Source organism: Pseudomonas sp. SJZ078 (assembly GCF_007828255.1).
In the GTDB taxonomy this organism is placed as follows: Bacteria; Pseudomonadota; Gammaproteobacteria; order Pseudomonadales; family Pseudomonadaceae; genus Aquipseudomonas.
The window spans coordinates 62,902-88,140 of sequence record NZ_VIUG01000002.1 but is presented as its reverse complement, the minus strand read 5'-3'; the positions used below and the strand labels follow the sequence as shown (position 1 = coordinate 88,140).

Annotated in this window: 28 protein-coding genes; 14 read left to right on the top strand and 14 right to left on the bottom strand. The window is 61.1% G+C overall.

Going from position 1 to position 25,239, the window contains the following annotated elements:
• Window positions 1-119: 119 nt before the first annotated feature.
• Complete coding sequence (locus FBY02_RS02260; RefSeq protein ID WP_144922849.1) at window positions 120-878, bottom strand: Nif3-like dinuclear metal center hexameric protein; 759 nt, start codon at window positions 876-878, stop codon at window positions 120-122.
• 104 nt (window positions 879-982) lie between these two features.
• Between FBY02_RS02260 and algW the strand changes: the two genes are divergently transcribed.
• The 3 genes from algW (at window position 983) to FBY02_RS02240 (ending at window position 5,210) form a co-directional block, all read left to right on the top strand.
• A complete protein-coding gene (algW, locus tag FBY02_RS02255) occupies window positions 983-2,143 on the top strand; it encodes a Do family serine endopeptidase AlgW (protein ID WP_024777501.1) in 1,161 nt (386 codons plus the stop codon).
• A 227-nt stretch (window positions 2,144-2,370) separates the two neighbouring features.
• On the top strand, window positions 2,371-4,476 hold the full coding sequence (locus FBY02_RS02245) for a TonB-dependent siderophore receptor (RefSeq protein ID WP_144922843.1): 2,106 nt from the start codon (window positions 2,371-2,373) through the stop codon (window positions 4,474-4,476).
• 14 nt (window positions 4,477-4,490) lie between these two features.
• Complete coding sequence (locus FBY02_RS02240) at window positions 4,491-5,210, top strand: DUF4198 domain-containing protein (RefSeq protein WP_144922839.1); 720 nt, start codon at window positions 4,491-4,493, stop codon at window positions 5,208-5,210.
• 255 nt (window positions 5,211-5,465) lie between these two features.
• Here the strand turns inward: FBY02_RS02240 and hisC are convergent, their stop codons facing one another.
• The 10 genes from hisC to FBY02_RS02190 all read right to left on the bottom strand — a co-directional run bounded on the left by hisC (window position 5,466) and on the right by FBY02_RS02190 (window position 13,439).
• The gene (gene hisC, locus FBY02_RS02235; protein ID WP_144922836.1) at window positions 5,466-6,518 is read right to left on the bottom strand and encodes a histidinol-phosphate transaminase; all 1,053 of its coding nucleotides are present in this window, start codon (window positions 6,516-6,518) and stop codon (window positions 5,466-5,468) included.
• A gap of 1 nt (window position 6,519) precedes the next feature.
• On the bottom strand, window positions 6,520-7,857 hold the full coding sequence (gene hisD, locus FBY02_RS02230) for a histidinol dehydrogenase (RefSeq protein WP_144922833.1): 1,338 nt from the start codon (window positions 7,855-7,857) through the stop codon (window positions 6,520-6,522).
• Window positions 7,858-7,980: 123 nt separating this feature from the next.
• Entirely contained in the window at window positions 7,981-8,616 is a 636-nt protein-coding gene (gene hisG / locus FBY02_RS02225) for an ATP phosphoribosyltransferase (RefSeq protein WP_047699553.1), read from the bottom strand.
• 127 nt (window positions 8,617-8,743) lie between these two features.
• Entirely contained in the window at window positions 8,744-10,009 is a 1,266-nt protein-coding gene (gene murA / locus FBY02_RS02220) for a UDP-N-acetylglucosamine 1-carboxyvinyltransferase (protein WP_144922830.1), read from the bottom strand.
• Window positions 10,010-10,031: 22 nt separating this feature from the next.
• Window positions 10,032-10,271 (bottom strand): BolA family protein, encoded by a 240-nt coding sequence (locus FBY02_RS02215; protein WP_144922827.1) that lies wholly within the window; start codon window positions 10,269-10,271, stop codon window positions 10,032-10,034.
• A 115-nt stretch (window positions 10,272-10,386) separates the two neighbouring features.
• Window positions 10,387-10,692, bottom strand: coding sequence for a lipid asymmetry maintenance protein MlaB (locus FBY02_RS02210; protein ID WP_144923472.1), 306 nt, complete (start codon window positions 10,690-10,692; stop codon window positions 10,387-10,389).
• 8 nt (window positions 10,693-10,700) lie between these two features.
• Entirely contained in the window at window positions 10,701-11,354 is a 654-nt protein-coding gene (locus FBY02_RS02205) for a phospholipid-binding protein MlaC (RefSeq protein WP_041020862.1), read from the bottom strand.
• Between the two features lie 11 nt (window positions 11,355-11,365).
• The gene (gene mlaD, locus FBY02_RS02200; RefSeq protein ID WP_041020863.1) at window positions 11,366-11,833 is read right to left on the bottom strand and encodes an outer membrane lipid asymmetry maintenance protein MlaD; all 468 of its coding nucleotides are present in this window, start codon (window positions 11,831-11,833) and stop codon (window positions 11,366-11,368) included.
• On the bottom strand, window positions 11,833-12,630 hold the full coding sequence (mlaE, locus tag FBY02_RS02195; protein WP_144922824.1) for a lipid asymmetry maintenance ABC transporter permease subunit MlaE: 798 nt from the start codon (window positions 12,628-12,630) through the stop codon (window positions 11,833-11,835). The genes mlaD and mlaE overlap by 1 nt, the downstream gene beginning before the upstream one ends.
• Complete coding sequence (locus tag FBY02_RS02190; RefSeq protein ID WP_041020865.1) at window positions 12,630-13,439, bottom strand: ATP-binding cassette domain-containing protein; 810 nt, start codon at window positions 13,437-13,439, stop codon at window positions 12,630-12,632. The genes mlaE and FBY02_RS02190 overlap by 1 nt, the downstream gene beginning before the upstream one ends.
• Before the next feature lie 274 nt (window positions 13,440-13,713).
• Here FBY02_RS02190 and FBY02_RS02185 point away from each other — a divergent pair, with 274 nt between their 5' ends.
• The 10 genes from FBY02_RS02185 (at window position 13,714) to FBY02_RS02140 (ending at window position 20,786) form a co-directional block, all read left to right on the top strand.
• On the top strand, window positions 13,714-14,688 hold the full coding sequence (locus FBY02_RS02185; protein ID WP_144922821.1) for a KpsF/GutQ family sugar-phosphate isomerase: 975 nt from the start codon (window positions 13,714-13,716) through the stop codon (window positions 14,686-14,688).
• Entirely contained in the window at window positions 14,689-15,213 is a 525-nt protein-coding gene (locus tag FBY02_RS02180) for an HAD family hydrolase (RefSeq protein WP_144922818.1), read from the top strand.
• Between the two features lie 7 nt (window positions 15,214-15,220).
• On the top strand, window positions 15,221-15,793 hold the full coding sequence (gene lptC / locus FBY02_RS02175) for an LPS export ABC transporter periplasmic protein LptC (protein ID WP_144922815.1): 573 nt from the start codon (window positions 15,221-15,223) through the stop codon (window positions 15,791-15,793).
• Window positions 15,780-16,325, top strand: a complete 546-nt coding sequence (lptA, locus tag FBY02_RS02170; protein ID WP_144922812.1) for a lipopolysaccharide transport periplasmic protein LptA — start codon at window positions 15,780-15,782, stop codon at window positions 16,323-16,325. Before lptC ends, lptA begins: the two co-directional genes overlap by 14 nt.
• Window positions 16,325-17,050, top strand: coding sequence for an LPS export ABC transporter ATP-binding protein (lptB, locus tag FBY02_RS02165; RefSeq protein WP_144922809.1), 726 nt, complete (start codon window positions 16,325-16,327; stop codon window positions 17,048-17,050). The genes lptA and lptB overlap by 1 nt, the downstream gene beginning before the upstream one ends.
• A gap of 219 nt (window positions 17,051-17,269) precedes the next feature.
• Window positions 17,270-18,766, top strand: coding sequence for an RNA polymerase factor sigma-54 (locus FBY02_RS02160; protein ID WP_144922806.1), 1,497 nt, complete (start codon window positions 17,270-17,272; stop codon window positions 18,764-18,766).
• Window positions 18,767-18,843: 77 nt separating this feature from the next.
• Window positions 18,844-19,152, top strand: coding sequence for a ribosome hibernation-promoting factor, HPF/YfiA family (gene hpf, locus FBY02_RS02155; RefSeq protein ID WP_003178005.1), 309 nt, complete (start codon window positions 18,844-18,846; stop codon window positions 19,150-19,152).
• A gap of 12 nt (window positions 19,153-19,164) precedes the next feature.
• Entirely contained in the window at window positions 19,165-19,629 is a 465-nt protein-coding gene (ptsN, locus tag FBY02_RS02150; RefSeq protein WP_144922803.1) for a PTS IIA-like nitrogen regulatory protein PtsN, read from the top strand.
• Window positions 19,630-19,631: 2 nt separating this feature from the next.
• The gene (gene rapZ, locus FBY02_RS02145; protein WP_144922800.1) at window positions 19,632-20,489 is read left to right on the top strand and encodes an RNase adapter RapZ; all 858 of its coding nucleotides are present in this window, start codon (window positions 19,632-19,634) and stop codon (window positions 20,487-20,489) included.
• A gap of 15 nt (window positions 20,490-20,504) precedes the next feature.
• Window positions 20,505-20,786, top strand: coding sequence for an HPr family phosphocarrier protein (locus FBY02_RS02140; protein WP_144922797.1), 282 nt, complete (start codon window positions 20,505-20,507; stop codon window positions 20,784-20,786).
• 118 nt (window positions 20,787-20,904) lie between these two features.
• On the opposite strand, the gene pmbA is transcribed toward FBY02_RS02140, so the two are convergent.
• Entirely contained in the window at window positions 20,905-22,251 is a 1,347-nt protein-coding gene (gene pmbA, locus FBY02_RS02135; protein ID WP_144922794.1) for a metalloprotease PmbA, read from the bottom strand.
• A 107-nt stretch (window positions 22,252-22,358) separates the two neighbouring features.
• On the opposite strand from pmbA, the gene yjgA reads away from it, so the two are divergent.
• On the top strand, window positions 22,359-22,883 hold the full coding sequence (gene yjgA, locus FBY02_RS02130; RefSeq protein WP_041020876.1) for a ribosome biogenesis factor YjgA: 525 nt from the start codon (window positions 22,359-22,361) through the stop codon (window positions 22,881-22,883).
• Window positions 22,884-22,927: 44 nt separating this feature from the next.
• Here the strand turns inward: yjgA and tldD are convergent, their stop codons facing one another.
• Window positions 22,928-24,370, bottom strand: coding sequence for a metalloprotease TldD (gene tldD, locus FBY02_RS02125; protein WP_144922791.1), 1,443 nt, complete (start codon window positions 24,368-24,370; stop codon window positions 22,928-22,930).
• Between the two features lie 5 nt (window positions 24,371-24,375).
• On the bottom strand, window positions 24,376-25,239 hold the full coding sequence (locus tag FBY02_RS02120) for a carbon-nitrogen hydrolase family protein (RefSeq protein WP_144922788.1): 864 nt from the start codon (window positions 25,237-25,239) through the stop codon (window positions 24,376-24,378).

The following is a 25,239-nucleotide window of genomic DNA, read 5'->3' as shown; positions in this document are numbered from 1 at the left end:
AACACAACAGTCTTTGTGGGAGCGGGCTTGCTCGCGAAAGCGGTGGTTCGGTTGCGCAGAGTTTGACTGACACACCGCCTTCGCGAGCAAGCCCGCTCCCACAGGGGATTTAGGTTGTGTCAGATGGGATTCGGGCAATCGATGAAGATATGCTCCAGGGCAAAGCGTCGCGCCAGATAATCGCCCAACGCCTGCACGCCATAACGTTCGGTCGCATGATGGCCGGCGGCGACGAAGCTGATGCCGTTTTCCCGGGCGCTGTGGAAAGTCTGCTCCGACGCTTCGCCGCTGAGGTACAGGTCGACCCCGGCCGTCACCGCCTGGTCGATGTAACCCTGGCCGCCACCGGTGCACCAGCCGACCCGGCGGACCATCTGCTGTCCTTCGATCAGCAACGGCTCACGACCCATGACTTCCTGGACCCTGCGGGCGAAATCCCGAGGCGTCATCGGTTCGGACAAGGAGCCGACCAGGCCGACGACCTTGGGGTTCTCCGGGTCCAGCGGCCCTTCGACGGTGATCTCCAGTTGACGGGCCAGCTGCACGTTGTTACCGACGTCGGGGTGCAGGTCCAGCGGCAGATGGTAGGCCAGCAGGCTGATATCGTGCTTGAGCAGGGTTTTCAGGCGACGCTGCTTCATCCCGGTGATGCACGGGTTCTCACCCTTCCAGAAGTAACCGTGATGCACCAGCACCAGATCGGCATCGGCCTCCACTGCGGCGTCAAGCAACGCCTGGCTGGCGGTCACGCCACTGACGATGCGCATCACCTGGGGCGCGCCTTCGACCTGCAGGCCGTTGGGGCAGTAATCGGCAATCCGGCTGCTCGCCAGGTAACGGTCCGCTTCTTCAACCAGGGTGCTCAGGGCTACGGCCATGAAAAGACTCCTAAATATCCGGTTCCGAGGCGCGCGCGGCCTCGTATAATGCGCGTCATTATGGGCGGTCTCATTCCGCCTGCAACTTTTGTAGGACGTGATAGATGCTCAAGGCGCTGCGTTTTTCCGGCTGGCCGCTGTTGGCCGGCGTGCTGGTCGCACTACTGATTATCCAGCGTTATCCCGAATGGGTTGGTCTGCCGAGCCTCGATGTCAATCTGCAGCAGGCACCGCAGAGCAAGGCGTTGTTGCAGGGGCCGGTGTCCTATGCCGATGCCGTGACCATCGCCGCGCCGGCCGTGGTCAACCTCTACACCACCAAAGTCATCAACAAACCCAGCCACCCCCTGTTTGAAGATCCGCAATTCCGGCGCTTCTTCGGTGACAACTCGCCGAAGCAGAAACGCATGGAATCGAGCCTGGGTTCGGGCGTGATTATGAGCCCGGAAGGCTACCTGCTGACCAACAACCACGTCACCAGTGGCGCCGACCAGATCGTGGTGGCCCTCAAGGATGGCCGCGAGACCCTGGCCCGGGTGATCGGTAGCGACCCGGAAACCGATCTCGCGGTATTGAAGATCGACCTCAAGAATCTGCCGGCCATCACCATCGGCCGTTCCGACAGCATCCGCATCGGTGACGTCGCCCTTGCCATCGGCAACCCCTTCGGCGTCGGCCAGACCGTGACCATGGGCATCATCAGTGCCACCGGGCGCAACCAGTTGGGCTTGAACAACTACGAAGATTTCATCCAGACCGACGCCGCGATCAACCCCGGTAACTCCGGCGGCGCGCTGGTGGATGCCAACGGCAACCTCACCGGAATCAACACGGCGATCTTCTCCAAATCCGGCGGCAGCCAGGGCATCGGTTTCGCCATCCCGGTGAAACTGGCGATGGAAGTGATGAAATCCATCATCGAGCATGGCCAGGTGATTCGTGGCTGGCTGGGTATTGAAGTGCAGCCATTGACCCAGGAGCTGGCGGAGTCCTTCGGTTTGTCCGGCCGGCCTGGCATCGTGGTGGCGGGGATTTTCCGCGATGGTCCGGCCCAGAAGGCCGGCCTGCAACTGGGTGATGTGATCCTGAGTATCGATGGTGAACCGGCCGGCGATGGCCGTCGCTCGATGAACCAGGTGGCGCGGATCAAGCCCACCGACAAAGTCACCATCCAGGTGATGCGCAACGGCAAGGAGCTCAAGCTCACCGCCGAAATCGGCCTGCGCCCACCGCCCGCGCCGGTAGCGGTCAAAGAAGAGCAGTGACCGGCAGGCTCTGAAATACTCTGTGGCGAGGGAGCTTGCTCCCGCTGGGCTGCGCAGCAGCCCTGAAACGGCCATCCTCGATAATCTGACTGATTGCCTTTAATTGTCCCGGGGCTGCTTCGCAGCCCAGCGGGAGCAAGCCCCCTCGCCCCAATAAAACACAGATAGCATAAATTCTCATTAGTAGTGTTATATTGTTTCAATTAAAACAATTGGAACAACATAACATGTCATATCTAAAGCGGATTTCCCTCGCCAGCCTGGCCTTGGGCCTGCTGGGCGACCCGGCCTTTGCCGAGGAAACCCAGCCTCTGGAACTGGACGCCATCAGCGTCACCTCCGATTACGAATCCCCCACCGGGCCGGTGAAAGGTTATCGCGCCACCCGCTCCGCCAGCGCCACCAAAACCGACACGGCCCTGCGGGACATCCCCCAGTCGGTCAGCGTAATTCCGGCTGACGTCCTCACGGACCTGGGCACCACCAGCGTCGAACGAGCACTGGAGTTTGCCGGCGGCGTATCGAAACAGAACAACTTCGGCGGCCTGACACTTTACGAATACAGCGTGCGCGGCTTCACGACGTCAGAGTTCTACAAGGACGGTTTCAGCGCCAACCGTGGCTACCCGAGCACGCCGGACGCCGCCAACATCGAACGCATCGAGGTATTGAAGGGGCCGGCGGCCAGCCTCTATGGGCGAGGCGACCCAGGGGGCACGGTCAATATCGTCACCAAGAAACCCCAGCCCGAAGCCTTCACCACCCTACAGACCAGCGCCGGCAGTTGGGACCGCTACCGCACCGCGCTGGACGTCAATACGCCACTGGACGCCGAAGGCACGCTGCTGTCGAGGGTGAACCTGGCGGTGGAGGACAATCACAGCTTTCGCGATCACGTCGACAGCCAGCGGGTATTCGTGGCGCCTTCCATCAGATGGCAACTGAGTCCCGACACACGCCTGTTGGTGGAGAGTGAAATCGTGCGCCACAGCTCGACGTTCGATCGGGGCATCGTCGCGCCAGGTAATCGCTGGGGCGGCATGTCCCGCTCGACCTTCCTGGGCGAACCCAACGACGGTGACATCGACAACCACAACAACATGCTCCAGGCCGCCCTCGAACACCAGCTCAACGACACTTGGCAACTGCGTCTGGCCAGTCATTACAAACAAGGCGAACTCTGGGGCTTCGCCTCCGAAGCACGTCCGCTGAATGCCGATGGCCACACCGTCAACCGCCGTTACCGCGAACGCGACAACGATTGGCACGACAGCATCACCCAGTTGGAACTGCGTGGCCTGTTCGATTCGGGACCATGGCAGCACGAACTGCTGATCGGCAGCGAATACGAGGATTACCGCAAGAACGAGCGCGTCACCACCATCAACGGCGGCAACTACCCCATCGACATCTATCAGCCCATTTACGGCCAGCCCAAACCCAACGGGCTGCGCACCGGCTCGGATTTTTTCGAGCGTGTCCAAAGCCGTGCGTTGAATCTTCAGGATCAGATCATCTTCACCGACAAACTGCGAGGCATGCTCGGCGTGCGCTACGAGCATTTCGAGCAAAGCATCGATGATCACACCACCCAGCTCACCAGCCACCAACGCCACGATGCCCTGACGCAACGGGCCGGCCTGCTGTACCAATTGACGCCTGAAGTCGGACTGTTCGCCAACGCCTCCACCTCGTTCAAGCCCAACAACGGCCTGGATGCGAGCGGCAAGACCTTCGACCCGGAGGAAGGCGTCGGCTATGAAGCCGGGATCAAGAGCGAGCTGTTCGACGATCGCTTGAGCACCACTCTGGCGGCGTTCCATATCGAAAAGGAAAACGTCCTGGCGCTGGATCCCGGCACCAACACCAGTCGTGCCATGGGCAAGGCCCGTAGCCAGGGGGTCGACCTGCAGGTCAGCGGACAACTGACCGACGCCGTCCGCGTGATCGGCGCCTTCGCCTACATCGATGCCGAAGTGACCCAAGGGGACAAGACTATTCCAACGGGTAGCCGCATCCTCGGCGTGGCCAAGCGCAGCGGCAGTCTGCTGGGCGTCTATGAATTTCAGGATGGACGCCTGCGCGGCTCGGACGTCGGCGCGGCGTTCACTTACGTGGGGGATCGTTCGGGCGAAGCCGGCAAGGACTTCGAGCTACCGGCTTATCACACCGTGGATCTGCTGGCTCATTACAAGACCAGCGACAACGTCACCGTGGGCCTGAACCTGAACAACGTCTTCGACGAAAAATACTACGAGCGCTCCTACAGCAACTACTGGGTCACCCCCGGCAACCCGCGCAACTTCACCGTCAGTCTCACCCTCGATCTATAAAAAAGGAAGTCGGCATGAAATACCCCAAGACACTCGCCCTGCTCGGCCTGTTCCTGGCGACACAAGCCTCGGCCCACGGTTTGTGGACCGAACAACGGCGCGGCAACATTGAAGTGATTTACGGCCACGGCGCCGAGGACAACGCGTTCAAGGCACAGAAAATCAGCGGCGCCTGGGCTTATGACCTGGGCGGCAAGATGATTCCCGTCACGGTGCAACGCCTGCCCGACCACGCGCGCCTGCAACCGCTCAAACCTCCGGCCGTGCTCGCAGTGGCACTGGACAACGGCATGTGGTCGCAGACCGCCGACAAGAAGTGGATCAACGAAGGCCGCAGCAAGGTGCCCGGCGCGATCGAGTCGACCCACACGTTCAAATACAGCCTGGCCATCTATGAGCCAGGAGCGAAGCTGCCGAAGCTGGAGCCGCTCAAGTTCGTGATCCTGCCAGACGTCGACCCACTGACCGTAGGTCCCGGCCAGTCACTGCCGGTACGAGTCCTGCTGGATGGCAAGCCCGCGGCCGGTGTAAAACTGGTGGGCGATTACCGCAGCGCGCCGAACACCGTATCCACTGAAACCGACGCGGACGGCCGGGCCCAGGTGCTGGTGCGCAATGAAGGCTTGAACGTCATCGCCGCGCAGATGGAAATCCCGCTCAAGGACGACAAGGACGTGGCGACCCGTGGTGTATTTACTTCGCTGACATTCCTGGGCGAACCGCATCACGAATGAGGCCCTGATACATAACCTGAGGGAGCGAGCCTGCTCGCGATAGCGGTGGGTCAGCAACATAGACTTGAGCTGAAAGTACGCCATCGCGAGCAGGCTCGCTCCCACAGGGGATTTGCAGCGCACTCAAATCCTTTGAACACCCGAAAACACTGTGGGAGCGGGCTTGCTCGCGAAAGCGGTGGGTCAGCAACTTAGGGGTTGGCTGACACTCCGTCTTCGCGAGCAAGCCCGCTCCCACATGGCCGGCTTGAGCCTTTAGAGCTCGCCGAGGGCCTCGATCAGCGCCTGGTTCTGCTCCGGCGTGCCAATGCTGATCCGCAGAAACTGGGCAATCCGCTCCTGCTTGAAGTGCCGCACGATCACGCCCTGCTCCCGTAGCTTCGCCGCCAACCCCGCCGCATCATGCCCGGGGTGACGGGCAAAGATGAAGTTGGCCGCCGAAGGCAACACTTCAAAACCCTTGGTCTCCAGTTGCGCCACCACCCACTCGCGGTGCTCGATGACCAACCGGCAGGTTCGCTGGAAATACTCGCGATCATCGAACGCCGCCGCGCCGCCCACGTTTGCCAGGCGATCCAGCGGGTAGGAGTTGAAGCTGTTCTTGATCCGCTCCAGCGCTTCGATCAGATCCGGATGGCCCACCGCCAAGCCCACTCGCAACCCCGCCAGCGAACGGGACTTGGACAAGGTCTGGGTGACCAGCAGGTTGGGATAACGGTCCACCAGGCTGATGGCCGTCTCACCACCGAAGTCGATGTAGGCTTCATCGACCACCACCACCGAATCCGGGCTGGCCTTGAGCATCCGCTCCACTGCGTCGAGCGCCAGCAGGCAACCGGTCGGGGCGTTCGGGTTGGGGAAAATGATCCCGCCGTTCGGCTTGGCATAGTCCGCCGGATCGATCCGGAACTGTGCGTCGAGGGGCACGGCGTCGAACTGGATGCCATACAAGCCGCAATACACCGGATAGAAGCTGTAGCTGATGTCCGGGAACAGGATCGGCTGGTCGTGTTGCAGCAGGCCATGGAAAATGTGCGCCAGCACTTCATCCGAACCATTACCGAGGAACACCTGGTTGGCTTGCACACCGTAATAGCGGGCCACAGCGCCTTTGAGCAAGTCACTGTTGGGATCCGGGTACAGGCGCAGGTTGTCGTTCAGCTCGGTCTGCATCGCCGCAAGAGCTTTGGGCGATGGGCCGTAGGGATTCTCGTTGGTGTTGAGCTTGACCAGGCGGGTCAGCTTCGGTTGTTCGCCCGGCACATAGGGCACCAGGTTCTTGACGAACGGGCTCCAGAATTTACTCATTTCAATTTCCCTGCCCATCAATGGAGGACTCATCAAGAATTCGATACTCGGCACTGCGGGCGTGGGCGCTCAGCGATTCGCCACGGGCCAGTACCGAAGCCGTCTTGCCCAGTTCGGAGGCGCCCTGCTCGGAGCAGAAGATGATCGACGAACGTTTCTGGAAGTCGTACACCCCCAGCGGCGACGAGAAACGCGCGGTGCCGGAAGTCGGCAATACGTGGTTGGGACCGGCACAGTAATCGCCCAGGGCCTCGCTGGTGTGGCGGCCCATGAAGATCGCACCGGCATGACGGATCTGCGGCAGCCAGGCCTGCGGATCGGCGACCGACAGCTCCAGGTGCTCCGGCGCGATGCGGTTGGCGACCTCGATCGCCTGCTCCATGTCATCGACCTTGATCAGCGCGCCACGGCCATTGATCGATGTGTTGATGATCTCGGCGCGCTCCATGGTCGGCAGCAGCTTGTCGATGCTGGCGGCGACCTTGTCCAGGAACTCGGCATCCGGGCTGACCAGGATCGCCTGGGCGTCTTCGTCGTGCTCGGCCTGGGAAAACAGGTCCATGGCGATCCAGTCCGGGTCGGTCTGGCCGTCGCACACCACGAGGATTTCCGAAGGGCCGGCGATCATGTCGATACCGACCTGGCCGAACACGTGACGCTTGGCGGTGGCGACATAGATGTTACCCGGCCCGACCACCTTGTCGACCCTCGGCACGCTTTCGGTGCCGTACGCCAATGCCGCCACGGCCTGGGCGCCACCGATGGTGAACACCCGGTCCACGCCGGCGATGCAGGCAGCGGCCAGCACCAGTTCGTTGATTTCACCCCGCGGCGTCGGCACGACCATGACCACTTCAGCAACGCCGGCAACCTTGGCCGGAATCGCATTCATCAGCACAGAAGAGGGATAGGACGCCTTGCCGCCCGGCACGTACAAGCCGGCGCGGTCCAGCGGCGTCACCTTCTGGCCCAGCACCGTACCGTCGGCTTCGGTGTAGCTCCAGGAGTCCTGTTTCTGTCTTTCGTGATAGCTGCGCACCCGGGATGCAGCTTTTTCCAGGGCCTCACGCTGGGGCACAGTGATCCGGGTCAGGGCCAGCTCCAGGCGCTCGCGCGGCAGGATCAGGTCGGCCATGGACGCCACTTGCAGGCCATCGAACTTCTGGGTGAACTCCACCAGGGCGGCATCGCCACGCTCGCGCACGGCCTTGATGATATCCAGCACCCGCTGATTGACCGAGTCGTCAGACACACTTTCCCAGCTCAACAGATGATCCAGATGATGCGCGAAATCCGGATCGGCAGCGTTGAGTCGGCGAATCGAAGTGGGAGCGGTCATAGCGAGGGCCTCATTAATGGCAAATGCTCAGGCGCCCTAAGCTACCAGTCCATTCGCGTGGGCACCTGAGAAAATTGGCTATGACACGGATAGACGGGCGCGACTCGAGGTCGCGCAGGTAAATCAGCCGCGGTGTCGCGATTCCACTGCCTTGCGCAGGGTATCGATCAGAGCCTGGATACGAGCATGCTGCATTTTCATCGATGCCTTGTTGACGATCAGCCGGGAGGTGATGTCCGCGATGAAATCCTGGGGTTCCAGGCCGTTGGCCCGCAGGGTATTGCCGGTGTCGACGACGTCGATGATCTTGTCCGCCAAGCCGATCAGCGGCGCCAGCTCCATCGAACCGTACAACTTGATGATATCGACCTGACGACCCTGCTCGGCATAGTAACGCTTGGCAACGTTGACGAACTTGGTCGCCACCCGCAGACGCCCCTTGGGCTCCGGCGCACCGACCTTGCCGGCAGTCATCAGCTTGCACCGGGCGATCCGAAGGTCCAGGGGCTCATACAAGCCCTGGCCGCCGTATTCCATCAGCACATCCTTACCGGCAACGCCAAGGTCGGCGGCGCCATGCTCAACGTAAGTCGGCACATCAGTGGCACGCACGATCAGCAGGCGCACATCGGCCTGGGTCGTGGGGATGATCAGCTTACGGCTCTTGTCCGGATTCTCGGTCGGCACGATGCCCGCTTCAGCCAGAAGCGGCAGGGTGTCGTCAAGGATGCGGCCCTTGGACAGTGCGATGGTCAACATGGGAAACGTCAGTCCTTATCAAGGTACTCATGCCCGGACGCAAGCGGCGCCGGACACACATCGAAGGTGGACCACCTTCGATTTGAAACGAAATCCAGGCACATCCTTGTGCCCCATGCAGCCGGAACTAGCCCGGAACGCGGCGGATCTTGGCGCCGAGCATCTGCAGTTTTTCTTCGATGCATTCGTAGCCACGGTCGATGTGGTAGATGCGGTCGATCAGGGTATCGCCTTCGGCAATCAGGGCCGAAATCACCAGGCTGGCCGAGGCCCGCAGGTCAGTGGCCATTACTGGCGCGCCCTTGAGCTTCTCGGCGCCGGTGACGATGGCGGTGTTGCCTTCGACCTGGATCTTGGCGCCCATGCGGTGCAGTTCGTAGACGTGCATGAAGCGGTTTTCGAAGATCGTCTCAATGACCGCGCCGGTGCCTTCGGCGATGGCGTTGAGAGAAATGAACTGCGCTTGCATGTCCGTCGGGAACGCCGGATATGGCGCGGTCCGCACGTTCACGGCCTTGGGCCGCTTGCCGTGCATGTTCACTTCGATCCAGTCTTCGCCGCAGGTGACTTCGGCGCCGGCTTCCTTGAGTTTCTCCAGGACGGCTTCAAGGATGGTCGGATCAGTGTCCTTGACCTTGACGCGACCGCCGGTGACGGCGGCGGCGACCAGGTAGGTACCGGTTTCGATCCGATCCGGCATCACCTTGTAGGTGGCCGAATGCAGGCGCTCGACGCCATCGATGGTGATGGTGTCGGTACCGGCACCACTGATCTTGGCACCCATGGCGATCAGGAAGTTCGCCAGGTCCACCACTTCAGGCTCGCGAGCAGCGTTTTGCAACACGCTACGGCCCTTGGCCAGTGCAGCGGCCATCATGATGTTCTCGGTGCCGGTCACGCTGACGGTGTCGAAGAAGAAATGCGCGCCGCGCAGGCCGCCTTCAGGCGCCTTGGCCTTGATGTAGCCGCCTTCGACGTCGATGACCGCGCCCATGGCTTCCAGGCCACGGATGTGCAGGTCCACCGGGCGCGAGCCAATGGCGCAACCGCCAGGCAACGCGACTTCGGCTTCACCGAAACGGGCAACCATCGGCCCCAGCACCAGGATCGATGCCCGCATGGTTTTCACCAGCTCGTATGGGGCAACCAGGGTCTTGATGGTACGCGGGTCGATCTCGACGGCGAGTTTCTCGTCGATCACAGGCTCGATGCCCATGCGACCGAACAGCTCGATCATCGTGGTGATGTCGTGCAGGTGCGGCAGGTTGGCCACGGTCACCGGTCCATCGCACAGCAGGGTCGCGGCCAGGATCGGCAGGGCGGAGTTCTTTGCCCCGGAAATACGGATTTCGCCATCAAGACGAACGCCGCCGGTAATAATCAGTTTATCCATAAGAATCTCGAGGCCCTTGGGCTCAGGTGCGCTCGGCCCAGGCCGCGCTGCTGAAAAATTTCATCGTGACCGCGTGGATGCTGCCATCGGCAATCCATGGGTTCAAATGGGCATAGATGCTCTGCTGACGCTTCACTGGGCTCAACGCCGCCAGTTCATCGCTGATCACGTTCAGCTGGAAGTTGCAGCCTTCGCCCTCAACTTCCACCTTCGTACCAGGCAGCTTTCCTTCAAGGAAGCTCTTCACTTCTACAGCCTGCATGCTCAACCTCAATCGGCGCCCTGTGCGCGCGGGTCGCACATCATACAAAAAAGCCCCGCGCCTGCGAACCCCGCGAAGCAGGACTCTGACGGGGGGACTTTTCCAACGATGTGGGTCAGGAGTGCGCCAACAGCTCGGTCAGTTCACTGACCTGGGCTATTTCGCGCATGTCTTCGGGCATCCCACGGATGCTCCACGTTTTGCCGGCCGCCTTGGCGTCCCGCATGAAGCACAACAGCAGCGACAAGCCGACACTGCTGGATTTCTGCACCGCCGAGCAGTCAATGACCACCTCGGCGGCACTGACGGACTTGATCAGCGCCTGGCCCTGCTGGCGCAGGTCCGGACCGGTGCGATAGTCCAGCACGCCACTGAGCAACAACTCACCGGCTTCGCCCAGACGAACGGCCGACTCACCCACCGACTCGATCATTGCTCCTGCTTCTCCTTGGCTTGCTCGGTCACTTCCTTGGCCTTGGCGACTTCGCCGGCCCAACCATCGATGGTCTTGTCCAGGTCATTGCCATTGCGTTGCATCGCATCGGCGAACTGGTCGCGGAACAACTTGCCGATGTTGATGCCGTTGATGATCACGTTGCGCACCTTCCACTCGCCGTTCAGCTGTTCGAGCGTGTAGGAAACCGGGTAGATAGCACCGTTGTTGCCCTTGACCTGCATGTCGACGCTGGTGCGGGTACCACTTTCGTCCTTCGCCGGCCCAACAGTGATGCCCTGGTTGTTGTATTCGAGCAAGGCGTTGCCATAGAACTGCATCAGGCTGCGCTTGAAGTTTTCCTGGAAGCGGGTCATCTGCGCAGGGGTTGCCTTACGCGAGTACTTGACCGTCATGATGCTGCGGGAGATGCCATCGGCGTCCACCACCGGACCGACAATGCCGTTCAGCGCGTCATAGAACGCGCCCGGATCCTGCTTGTATTTCTCCTTGTTGGCAGCAAGGTCTGCCAACAACCGGGTCGTGGTGTCCTGGATGATGTCGTGGGCGGAAGGCGCCGCCAGGGCATTGGTCATCAGCGGCAGGGCTGCCAGCAGGACCAACAGGCTGCGTCGCAAGATAGAGATCATCGAAAGGCTCCTCATTTGGCGTCTTTGCTAACGGTATTGAGCAGGAATTTCCCGATCAGGTCCTCGAGCACCAGCGACGACTGCGTGTCATGGATGGTCCCACCGTCCTTGAGCAGGGTTTCTTCCCCGCCTACGCTGATACCGATGTATTTCTCACCCAGCAGGCCCGCCGTAAGGATAGATGCAGTGGAATCGGTCGGCAGGTTATCCACGCGCTTTTCCAGCTGCAGCGTCACCCGTCCGGTGAAACTGTCGCGATCCAGATCGATTGCCGTGACCTTGCCGATGGTGACACCGGCCATGGTCACCTTGGCTCTGACCGTCAAACCGGCGATATTGTCAAAATAAGCATAAAGTTTATAAGTATCGGTATTCGCGGTCGGCGCCAGGCCGCTGACGCGCAGGGCCAGCAGCAACAAAGCCAGGATGCCGGCCAGCAGGAAAAGGCCGACACCGATTTCCAGGGTGCGGTTTTGCATCAGAAATCTCCAAACATCAAGGCGGTCAGAATAAAGTCAAGGCCCAGAACCGCCAACGAGGCGTACACCACGGTCTTGGTTGTGGCACGGCTGATCCCCTCAGACGTGGGCTCGCAGTCATAGCCTTGAAACACGGCGATCCAGGTCACCACGAACGCGAATACGGCGCTCTTGATGACGCCGTTGAGCACATCGTCGAGAAAGTCGACGCTGTTTTGCATGTTGGACCAGTACGAACCTTCATAGACGCCCAGCCAGTCGACGGCCACCCATGAACCACCCCAGATCCCGACGACGCTGAAGATAATCGCCAGCACCGGCAGGGAAATGAAGCCGGCCCACAGGCGCGGGGCAATAATGTACTTGAGCGGGTCTACGCCGATCATTTCCAGGCTGGACAACTGCTCGGTGGACTTCATGTTACCGATTTCGGCCGTCAGCGCCGAACCGGCACGCCCGGCGAACAGTAACGCGGTCACCACCGGGCCGAGTTCACGCAACAGCGTCAGGGAGACCATCTGCCCGACCGCCTGCTCCGAACCGTAGCTGGACAGGATGTTGAACCCCTGCAACGCCAGCACCATGCCGATGAAGATCCCGGACACCACGATGATCACCAGGGACATCACCCCCACCGAATGCAGTTGCTTGACCAGCAGGCCAAAACCGCCACCCGTGGAGTTGCGCCCCAGCAACGCATGGGCCAGGAACAGTGTGGAACGGCCCAGTACCGCCAGCACGTCGATGCCGGAACGGCCGAACAGGCGAATTCTTTCTATCAATGATTTCTTGCGCATCAGCGCTTCCCCAACAGATCGGTACGGTAATCCGTGGCTGGAAAATGGAACGCCACCGGACCGTCCGGATCACCCTTCATGAATTGGCGAATGCGCGGGTTGTCCGAAGCCTTCAATTCCTGGGGCGTACCCTGCCCCAATACCTGGCCATCGCCGACCACATAGATGTAGTCCGCGATGCTGGCGGTTTCGGCCAGGTCGTGGGACACCACGATGCTAGTGATGCCCAGCGCATCGTTGAGCAGGCGTATCAGGCGCACCAACACGCCCATGGCGATCGGGTCCTGCCCGACGAAGGGCTCGTCGTACATGAGGATTTTCGGATCGAGGGCAATCGCCCGCGCCAGTGCGACCCGGCGCTTCATGCCGCCGGACAGCTCGTCCGGCATCAGATCGAGGGCGCCACGCAGCCCGACCGCCTGCAATTTGAGCAGGACAATGTCACGGATCATCTCTTCCGGCAGGTCGGTATGGACCCGCAGCGGGAACGCCACGTTCTCGAACACGTCGAGATCGGTGAACAGCGCGCCACTCTGGAACAGCACGCCCATGTGTTTGCGCGCATCGAACAGGTCGCTGCGCGACAGCTTGGGAAGATTCTGGCCATTGACCCAGACTTCACCGGCACTGGGGCGCAACTGCGCGCCCATCAGGCGCAGCAGCGTGGTCTTGCCGCACCCGGAAGGCCCCATGATGCCGGTCACCTTGCCGCGCGGAATGCGAATATCGATGTCATTGAAAATGCTGCGCGTCCCTCGCTTGAAGGACAGCCCCTTCAGCTCGACCGCGTAGGCGTTGTCGGCACTCATCTAAACTCCTTGCGATGCAGCCTCACATCCGAATGCCCTGGCCAGCCGATAAACGTCGCGACCGCCGGGCATCCGGACCGGCGGCGAACTATATCACTGCAACGGCCACGCGCCCAAGGGCCACCCCTGCCCGGTTAAGCCTGGCTTAAGGTAAATGAGTACATTTTATTCAAACCCGGCGAGGTGTTTGCACGAAGCATGACGAACTAGCGTGAGGGAATTGTTCATTGCCGTTATAATCGCCGCCTTTTCATCGGGCTATACGATTTCTGACATGAGCCAATCCAGCGATCTGATCCAATCGGCACAACGTACCATCCGCCTAGAGCTCGAAGCCGTGCAAGGCTTGCTGCCCCGCATCGACGCTGATTTCGTACGCGCCTGCGAGATGATTCTGACCAGCAAAGGCCGAGTCGTCGTGGTTGGCATGGGCAAGTCCGGGCACGTCGGCAACAAGATCGCCGCAACCCTGGCCAGCACGGGCACCACGGCATTCTTCGTCCACCCGGCCGAAGCCAGCCACGGTGACATGGGCATGATCACCCGGGATGACATCATCCTGGCGCTGTCCAACTCCGGCTCCACCAATGAAATCATTACGCTGCTGCCGCTGATCAAGCGTCTGGGCATCCGGCTGATCAGCCTCACCGGGAACCCGGATTCGCCGCTGGCCAAGGCCGCCGAAGTGAACCTCAACGTTCATGTAGAACACGAAGCCTGCCCGCTGAACCTGGCACCGACCTCGTCCACCACTGCGGCCCTGGTCATGGGCGATGCACTGGCCGTGGCTCTGCTGGAAGCCAGGGGGTTCACCGCGGAAGATTTTGCCTTCTCCCACCCCGGTGGAGCCCTGGGTCGCCGCCTGCTGCTGAAGGTCGAAAACGTGATGCACGCTGGTGAAGAGCTGCCCCAGGTACAACGCGGCACGCTGCTCAAGGACGCGCTCATGGAAATGACCCGCAAAGGCCTGGGCATGACAGTGATCCTCGAGGCCGACGGCAAGCTCGCCGGGATCTTCACCGACGGCGACCTGCGTCGCACCCTGGACCGCACCATCGATGTACACAGCGCCACCATCGACCAGGTCATGACACCCCACGGCAAGACGGCCCGCGCAGAAATGCTCGCCGCCGAAGCCCTGAAAATCATGGAAGACCACAAGATCAGCGCCCTGGTGGTGGTCGACGCCGAAGACCGCCCGGTGGGTGCCCTGAACATGCACGACTTGCTGCGTGCGGGAGTCATGTAAATGAATACAGACCTGCTGCAACGCGGTAAAGACATCAAGCTGGCCGTGTTCGACGTGGACGGCGTGCTGACCGACGGACGCCTGTATTTCCTCGAGGACGGCAGCGAGTTCAAGACCTTCAATACCCTCGACGGCCAAGGCATCAAGATGCTGATGGCCGCCGGTGTGCAGACGGCTATCATCAGCGGCCGCAAGACCCCGGTGGTCGAGCGGCGCGCGAAGAACCTCGGCATTCCCCACCTTTATCAGGGGCGCGAGGATAAACTGGTGGTTCTGGACGAGCTCCTGGGCCAACTCAACCTGAGCTATGAACAGGTCGCCTACCTGGGTGACGATCTGCCAGACCTGCCGGTGATTCGCCGGGTTGGCCTGGGCATGGCAGTGGCCAATGCGGCCGGTTTCGTTCGCGAACACGCCCATGGCGTCACTACCGCACGGGGCGGCGAAGGCGCGGCCCGTGAATTCTGCGAACTGATCCTGCGCGCCCAGGGCCGCCTCGAAGCGGCCAACGCCGCGTACCTGTGAGCCATCTATGCTGAGCAAGAAGATTCGCACCATCCTGCTGTTCGCGTGCATCGCGGCGATTTTCGCGGCGGTGGGCTACTGGAACATCAGCCCCGAACGCTTTCTCGATCGCCCCGCCGTCCAGGTCGAGGCGAACGATATCGACTGGTATGCGACCAACACGCATACACTGCAATACTTGCCTGATGGCAAGGTGCAGTACGAAATGACGTCAGACAAGGTCGATCACGTCAAGGCCACCGACATTACCCTGGTCGCCAATCCGGACCTGAACATGTTCCGTGGCACGGCGTTCCCCTGGCACGTGCAGAGCAAGCGCGCCGAAGTCAATTCCGGCGGTACCGAAGTGGAACTGATCGACTCGGTGCGCGTCGCGCGAACCGACGAGAAGAATCGCACGACCATCATCACCAGCACTCGCATGACCGTGTTCCCGCAACAACAATATGCGCAGACCGAGCAACCCGTTAGAATCGACGGCGCCGGTGGTGTATCGACCGGCACAGGAATGAAAGCGTATCTGAAGGAAAGCAGGATACACCTGCTATCGAACGTAAGAGGACAGTATGAAGCTCGCTAAAACCCTCCCTATTTTGCTCAGTCTGGGCGCAGCACTGGGAAGCGCGAGCGCCTGGTCTCTTCCCAATGACCGCGACCAGCCTATCCGTATCCAGGCCGACGACGCCCAATTGGACGACAAGAACGGTATCGCCACCTACAAGGGCGACGTGATCATCACCCAGGGCTCGATGAAGGTCACCGGCAATACCGTGACCATCACCCGCACCCAGTCCGGCGATATCGACGTGGTGACCTCGGTGGGCAACCTGGCTTATTTCGAGCAGTTGCAAACGGCCGGCGACACCAAGCCCGTGCAGGGCTACGGGGTGACCATCCAATACCACGCCTCCCAGGATCGCGTGGTCCTGATCGACCGCGCCAAGGTCATCGACAAGGACAACAACGTCACCCAGGGCGAGAAAATCGTCTACGACACCAACAAGAAACTCGCCAGCGCCGGCCGCGCCACCGGCAGCAAGGTGACCGAGCAGCGTCCGCGGATCGATATGGTGATCCAGCCGAAAAAGAAAACCGAGCAAAAGGCCCAGTAATGGCAACTCTGAAAGCTCAGCACCTGGCCAAGAGCTACAAGGGCCGTCAGGTCGTGCGTGATGTCAGCCTGTCCATCGACAGCGGCCAGATCGTCGGCCTCCTCGGCCCCAACGGCGCGGGCAAGACCACCTGTTTCTACATGATCGTCGGCCTGGTCCAGGCCGATCAGGGCCGCGTCCTGATCGATGAGCTGGACGTCAGCCACCAGCCGATGCATGGCCGGGCAAAGGCCGGCATCGGCTACCTTCCACAGGAAGCGTCGATCTTTCGCAAACTGTCGGTCGCCGACAACATCATGGCGATCCTCGAAACCCGCAAGGAACTCGACAAGGCCGGTCGTCGCCAGGAACTGGAAAGCCTGTTGCAGGAATTTCACATCAGCCACATCCGCGACAACCTGGGCATGAGCTTGTCCGGCGGCGAACGGCGCCGGGTGGAAATTGCCCGCGCCCTGGCCACTGCACCGAAATTCATCCTGCTCGACGAACCATTCGCCGGCGTGGACCCGATTTCGGTGGGCGACATCAAACAGATCATCCACCATCTCAAGGCCAAGGGGATCGGCGTGCTGATCACCGACCACAACGTACGCGAGACGCTGGACATCTGCGAAACCGCCTATATCGTCAATGACGGTCAATTGATCGCTGAAGGTGACTCCGCCACCATCCTGGCCAACGAACTGGTCAAGGAAGTGTATCTGGGCCATGAGTTCCGCCTGTAAGCGCGAAGTGCCTGGCAAGCTGTCCCGGCGCCGTCGATTCAACCCGGCAGCGCCTCGGGACGCTCTCAGTGAATCCCCTATCATCGGGAAACTAATTGAGAGCTACCCCTAGGCAAACACCTCGGTTTCAGGCATATAATTTGCTTAAGGTTTGGCGCTTCGGCGCCCTTGTAGTGGATGGCGCATGTGCGCCGGCGAATAAGGTGTTAAGCCCCTGCCATGAAACCATCGCTAGTCTTGAGAATGGGCCAGCAGCTGACGATGACACCGCAGCTGCAACAGGCCATCCGCCTGCTCCAATTGTCGACCCTGGACCTTCAACAGGAAATCCAGGAGGCCCTGGAATCCAATCCGATGCTCGAACGCCAGGAAGAAGGCGACGACTTCGACAACACCGATCCACTGGCCGACAACGTCGAGCAGAAACCCAATACCGAGATTCAGGAAACCTCCTACCAGGAAGAAGCCGCCCCGACGGTGGATAACCTCGAGGATGGCGAATGGAACGAACGCATCCCCAACGACCTGCCCGTGGACACGGCCTGGGAAGACGTCTACCAGACCAGTGCCAGCAGCCTGCCGAGCAGCGACGATGACGAGTGGGACTTCACCACGCGTACCTCTGCCGGTGAAAGCCTGCAAAGCCACCTCCTGTGGCAACTGAACCTGGCACCGATGTCCGATACCGATCGCCTGATCGCCGTGACACTCATCGACTGCATCAACAACCAGGGCTACCTGGACGAAACCCTCGAGGAAATCCTCGAAGCCTTCGATCCGGAGCTGGACATCGAGCTGGACGAGATCGAAGCCGTCCTGCACCGTATCCAACAGTTCGAGCCGGCCGGCATCGGCGCCCGCAACCTGGGTGAGTGCCTGCTGCTGCAACTGCGCCAGCTGCCAGCCAAGACACCGTGGCTGGCCGAAGCCAAGCGACTGGTCACCGACTATATCGACCTGCTCGGCGGCCGCGACTATAGCCAGCTGATGCGCCGTATGAAGCTCAAGGAAGATGAACTGCGCCAGGTGATCGAACTGGTCCAGAGCCTCAACCCGCGCCCTGGCTCACAGATCGAGGCCACCGAACCCGAGTACGTGGTTCCGGACGTGATCGTGCGCAAGCACAACGATCGCTGGCTGGTGGAACTGAACCAGGAATCGGTCCCCAAGCTACGGGTCAACGCCCAATATGCGGGCTTTGTAAGACGCGCCGACACCAGCGCCGACAACACCTTCATGCGCAACCAGTTGCAGGAAGCGCGCTGGTTCATCAAGAGCCTGCAGAGTCGCAACGAAACCCTGATGAAGGTCGCCACCCAGATCGTCGAGCATCAACGGGGCTTCCTGGACTATGGCGACGAAGCGATGAAACCGTTGGTCCTGCATGACATTGCCGAGGCGGTGGGCATGCACGAGTCGACAATCTCCCGGGTGACCACGCAGAAATTCATGCATACCCCACGGGGTATCTACGAATTGAAATATTTTTTCTCCAGCCACGTCAGCACCTCCGAAGGCGGCGAATGCTCTTCCACGGCCATCCGCGCGATCATCAAGAAACTGGTGGCCGCGGAAAATCAGAAAAAGCCGTTGAGTGACAGCAAGATCGCTGGTTTACTGGAGGCACAAGGCATTCAGGTGGCCCGCCGTACCGTCGCCAAGTATCGTGAATCCCTCGGGATCGCGCCTTCGAGTGAACGCAAGCGGTTGATGTAACAAGGCCACGCCACAGCGTTCCAGTGGCAGGCATTTCTGCCTGCCGCTTTATGCACTGGCAACGAAGGAGAAGCTGTATGCAAGTCAACATCAGTGGACACCAACTGGAAGTGACCGAACCCCTGCGTACCTACATCGGCGAAAAACTCGACCGATTGGAAAGGCATTTCGACAAGATCACCAACGTGCAGGTCACGATGAACGTCGAGAAGCTGCTGCAGAAAATCGAAGCCACGTTGCATATTCCCGGCGGAGAGGTGGTTGCCAATGCGGAGCACACAGACATGTATGCCGCGATTGACCTGCTGACCGACAAGCTGGATCGCCAACTCAAAAAGCATAAGGAAAAGACCCAGAGCCTCCTCCAGGGCGCTACCGGTCGTTAACCCCCCCAATCCATGATCCGACTAGAAACCATCCTGACCCCCAGCCGTTCCAAGGTGAACGTGCTGGGAGGCAGTAAAAAGAAAGCCCTCGAACAAATCGCCGACCTGATCCACCTTGACGTCGAAGGTCTGGAAATGCAGGACGTCTTCGAGGCCCTGATTGCCCGTGAAAAACTCGGTTCCACCGGTTTTGGCAACGGCATCGCCATTCCCCACTGCCGCCTCAAGGGTTGTACCGCCCCGATCAGTGCACTGGTGCACCTTGAAGCCGCCATTGATTTCGACGCCATCGACGGCGAACCGGTCGACCTGCTGTTCGTACTGCTGGTTCCGGAAGCCGCGACCGATGCGCATCTTGAGCTGCTGCGCCAGATCGCCAGCATGCTGGACCGCAAGGAAGTGCGCGAAAGACTGCGCAGCGCAAAGAGCAACGAAGACTTGTATCAGGTAGTCCTGGACGAGCAGAACGGTCATTAATCATGCGCCTGATCATCGTCAGCGGTCGCTCCGGCTCCGGTAAAAGCACGGCACTCAATGTGCTTGAGGACAGCGGCTACTATTGCATCGACAACCTGCCGGCGGGCCTGCTGCCGGAGTTGGCCGAACGGGCGCTGATTCACACCGAGCTGGCGCAACCGCTGGTGGCGGTTTCCATCGATGCACGCAACCTGCCGAGCCACCTGTCACGCTTTCCCGAACTGCTCGAGGAAGTGCGCAACCGGCATATCCAATGCGATGTGCTGTACCTGGATGCCGATGATGAAACGCTGCTCAAGCGTTTCTCCGAGACCCGACGGCGCCACCCGCTGAGCAATGCCAACCGCTCCCTGGCCGAAGCTATCGAAGACGAAAGCCAGTTGCTCGGGCCGATCGCTGACCTGGCAGACCTGAAGGTCAACACCACGAACCTGAATCTGTATCAGCTGCGCGACACCATCAAGTTGCGTCTGTTGAACCAGCCGGAGCCAGGCACGGCGTTCCTGGTGGAGTCGTTCGGCTTCAAGCGTGGCATGCCGGTAGACGCCGACCTGGTGTTCGATGTGCGTTGCCTGCCCAACCCTTATTGGAAACCGGAGCTGCGCGAGCAATCCGGGCTCGACCAGCCGGTGATCGACTACCTGGCTGCCCAACCAGATGTCGAGGAAATGTTCCAGGACATCTCCGGCTACCTGCTCAAATGGCTGCCCCGGTTTGCCGCCAGCAACCGCGCCTATGTCACGATTGCCATCGGCTGTACCGGTGGTCATCATCGCTCCGTCTACCTGACCGAGCGCCTGGGCCAGCTCCTCCAACAATCCCTGAAGAACGTCCAGGTTCGCCACCGCGACCTCAGCTAAAGGATCCACATCGCGATGCCTGCTCGGGAAATTGAAATCATCAACAAGTTGGGCTTGCACGCCCGGGCTTCAGCCAAATTCGTCGGGGTTGCGGGCCAGTTCAAGGACACTACCATCCGCGTCGGTCGCACACCTGACCCTAGCACCATGATCGACGGTAAAAGCATCATGGCGATGATGATGCTGGCTGCCGGCAAAGGCACCACGATCCACCTGGTAACGGAAGGGGACAAAGCGCAGGAAGCAATGGATGCGCTGGAGGCGTTGATCAAGAATTATTTTGATGAGGGCGAGTAAGCCCTCGGCCATGTCGACTTGAGACTGGCTTTTGTGGCAAGGGGATACCCCCTGGGTTCTACGTACGCAAAAAAGGCGCGTCATTCAGAAATGACGCGCCTTTTTCATGCCCTTGGCCTCAGCTACCCGCCACCATCATCCGCTCGATCAACACCGAACCGGTGCGGATGTTGCTGCGCAGCTCCAGGTCATTCCCCACAGCCACGATTTGCTTGAACATATCGCGCATGTTGCCAGCAATGGTCACTTCCTGGACCGGGAACTGGATCTCGCCGTTTTCGACCCAGAAGCCGGCCGCGCCACGGGAATAGTCGCCGGTGACCATGTTCAGGCCGTGGCCCATCAGTTCCGTCACCAGCAGGCCCCGGCCCATCCGCCGCAGCAAGGCCACCTGGTCCTCTTCGCCATGGGTCACGAACAGGTTGTGCACGCCACCGGCATTGGCGGTGCTCGGCATGCCGAGTTTGCGGCCCGAATAGGTGCCGAGGATGTAGGACACCAGCTCCCCCCTCTCCACGAACGGCTTGGCATACGTGGCCAGGCCATCACCGTCGAAAGCCGAACTGCCCATGGCCTGCATCAAGTGCGGGCGTTCGTCGATGGTCATCCACTCCGGGAACAGTTTCTGACCCAGGGCGCCTTCGAGGAACGAGGACTTGCGATACAGGTTGCCGCCGGACACCGCCGACAGGAAGCTGCCGAACAAACCACCGGCCAGCTCGGCGGCAAACAGCACCGGCACTTCACAGGTCGGCACCGGTCGCGCGCCCAGGCGACTGGCCGCCCGTTGCGCGGCTTTGCGACCAATCACCAGCGGATCCGCCAGCAGACTGCCCTGGCGGTTCACGTCGTACCAGTAATCACGCTGCATCTGGCCATTGGCCTCGGCAATCATCACGCAGCTGAGGCTGTGACGGGTCGAGGCATAGCCGCCGATGAAGCCCTGGCTGTTACCGTACACCCGGCAACCCTGATGGGTATTGAGCGTCGTGCCGTCGGCATTCTTGATCCGCGGATCGGTATCGAATGCTGCCGCTTCACAACGCAACGCCTGCTCGATGGCCTGCTCGGGAGTGATATCCCAGGCGTGGAACAGATCGAAATCCCGCGTCTCCTTACACATCAGGGCGGCATCGGCCAAGCCCGAAGCTTCGTCTTCGGAGGTGTGCTGGGCAATCGCCAGTGCCGCGGCGACGGTTTCGCGAATCGCGTCCGGGCCGCTGGCCGATGTGCTGGCCGAGCCCTTGCGTTGGCCGACGTACAAGGTGATGCCGAACCCCTGGTCGCGATTGAACTCGACGGTTTCCACCTCACGCTGGCGTACCGACGTCGACAGACCCTGCTCCAGGGACACCGCCACCTCACAGGCACTGGCGCCCTGCCGTTTGGCTTCGGCAAGGATCTGCTCGACCTGTTCTTGCAGTGCCGGCAATGCTTGCGGGCCGACGCTCTGAACTGCACTCATGGCTTTCTCCACTCAAATTCTGCTTTCGGTAAGGCCTTCGAGCGACCGGGCCGGACAAGCGGCCCCCGACTGGTTATCATGGCGGCGTTTCTTTGCGGACTGCCCCCATGGTTGATTCTTACGACGACTCCCTCTACGAGGGTGAAAAAAGCAAATCCCAGGTCAAACGCGAGCTGCATGCTCTGGTTGACCTCGGCGAGCGCCTGACAACACTCAAGCCTGACTTGCTGGCCAAATTGCCCTTGACCGACGCCTTGCGCCGGGCTCTGGCCGATGCGCCCAAGCACACCGCGAACATCGCGCGTAAACGGCACCTGCAGTTCATCGGCAAACTGATGCGTGATCAGGACACTGACGCCATCCTGGTCCTGCTCGATCAACTCGACGCCTCCACCCGGCAGTACAACGAACGCTTCCATAACCTGGAACGCTGGCGCGATCGCTTGATCGCAGGCGACGACGGCACCCTGGAAAAATTCGTCGTCGACTACCCCGAGGCCGATCGCCAGCAGCTGCGCTCGCTGATCCGTCAGGCCCAGCACGAAGTCGCGCAGAACAAGCCACCGGCTTCGAGCCGTAAAATCTTCAAGTACATCCGTGAGCTGGACGAGACTCAACGCGGCCTGCGCTGAGTGATGTCCGCGGGTGGAGGCTCGTACTCCACCCGCTGTTCCTGTCATGCGCCCGTGCCACCCACGGTAATCGCATCGATCTTCAGGGTCGGCTGACCGACACCCACCGGCACCGACTGCCCGTCCTTGCCGCACGTCCCTACACCGCTGTCCAGGGCCAGGTCGTTGCCGACCATCGACACCTTGCTCATGGCCTCCGGTCCGTTACCGATCAGCGTGGCGCCCTTGACCGGCGCGGTGATCTTGCCGTCCTCGATCAGGTAGGCCTCGCTGGTGGAGAACACGAATTTGCCGCTGGTGATGTCCACCTGACCGCCGCCGAGGTTGGCGCAGTAGATGCCTTTTTTCACCGAAGCGATAATTTCCGCCGGATCGCTTTGACCGCCCAGCATGTAGGTGTTGGTCATGCGCGGCATCGGCAGGTGCGCATAAGACTCACGGCGGCCGTTGCCGGTACGGGCCACGCCCATCAGCCGGGCGTTGAGCTTGTCCTGCATGTAGCCCTTGAGCACCCCGTTCTCGATCAGCGTGGTGCACTCGGTCGGGGTGCCCTCGTCGTCGACGCTCAGCGAGCCGCGCCGCCCGGCCAAGGTGCCATCGTCGACAATGGTGCAGAGTTTCGAAGCGACCATTTCGCCCATGCGCCCGCTGTAGGCTGAACTGCCCTTGCGGTTGAAATCGCCCTCCAGGCCATGCCCCACCGCTTCGTGCAGCAGCACGCCGGACCAACCGGACCCCAGCACCACCGGCAACGTGCCAGCCGGCGCAGGAATAGCCTCCAGGTTGACCAGCGCCTGGCGCAGGGCCTCCCGGGCATAACCCATGGCGCGGTCTTCGCTGAGGAAATAGCGGTAGTCGGTACGCCCGCCTCCGCCGTGACCACCGCGCTCGCGGCGACCGTTCTGCTCGACTATCACGCTGACGTTGAAGCGCACCAGCGGCCGAACATCCGCCGCCAGGCCGCCGTCGGTGGAAGCCACGAGGATGCGTTCCCAGACACCGGCCATGCTCACGGATACCTGTTGGATGCGTGGATCGAGGGCCCGGGTGGCGACGTCGATGCGCTTGAGCAGTTCGACCTTCTCGGCCCGGCTCATGACTTCCAGCGGATTATCCGGCGCATACAACTGCGCGACATCCTGCCTGCTGAAGGCCTGCACCGTGCCGTTCTGCCCGGCCCGGGAAATCGAACGCGCCGCACGGACCGCAGCCCCTAGGGCTTCGAGGGTAATGGCATTGCTGTAGGCAAAGCCGGTTTTCTCGCCGGACTGGGCACGCACGCCCACGCCCTGGTCAAGGTTGAAACTGCCTTCCTTGACGATGCCGTCTTCCAGGGACCAGGACTCGGAAATCTGACCCTGGAAATACAGGTCGGCCGCGTCGATACCCGGACCGGCCAGGTCGCCCAGCACGCCTTGCAGGCTTTCGAGGGTCACGCCGCCGGGGGCTAGAAGGTGTTCACTGACTGAGGACAACAACCCGCTCATATGTTTTACGCCTTGAATTCGTCGTCTTGGACAGGTCGCTGTCGAGCGCCCTGCGAGAAAAAGCGCCGATGGCTGGCCACCGGCATGCGCGCCCGGATGGACGCCTGTTCGCTGCTGTCGCGCTCGGCCAGCAGCACGCCTTCGCCTTGATCCTGTTGCGCCAGCACTCGCCCCCACGGGTCGACAATGGCCGCATGACCAAAGGTCTCCCGAGGCCCCGGATGCACGCCCCCTTGGGCGGCCGCCAGCACATAACACTGGGTTTCGATGGCCCGGGCGCGAATCAGCACCTCCCAATGAGCCGCACCGGTGACGGCGGTGAACGCCGAGGGCGCCGTGATCAACTCGGCGCCGGCAGCCCGCAGCTCGCTGTACAGCTCCGGAAAACGCAAGTCATAGCAGACCGTCAGGCCGACCTTGCCCACTGGCGTATCGGCAACTACCACGTTACCGCCATAAGCATAGTCATCAGACTCGCGGTAGCGCCCACGATTGTCGGCCACATCCACGTCGAACAGGTGCAGCTTGTCGTACCGCGCCACGATCTGGCCCTGATCGTCCACCAGCAGCGAGCAGGCATGGGCCTTGGCCTCGGGCCGGTCCACCGGCGGCAGGGGCAACGTGCCGGCCACAATCCATAACCTGAGGTCACGGGCAGTCTGTTTCAACCAGGGCAGGATCGGTCCCTGACCGATGGCTTCGGCACGACCGATGTCGGCCACGTCCCGCCGTCCCATCGCCGCGAAGTTTTCCGGCAACACCGCCAGCCGAGCACCGCCAGCGGCGGCCTGCTCCAACAGCACACGGGCCCGGGCCAGGTTGGCGAGTACATCGCTTTGGCTGACCATTTGGATTACTGCGACTGGCAT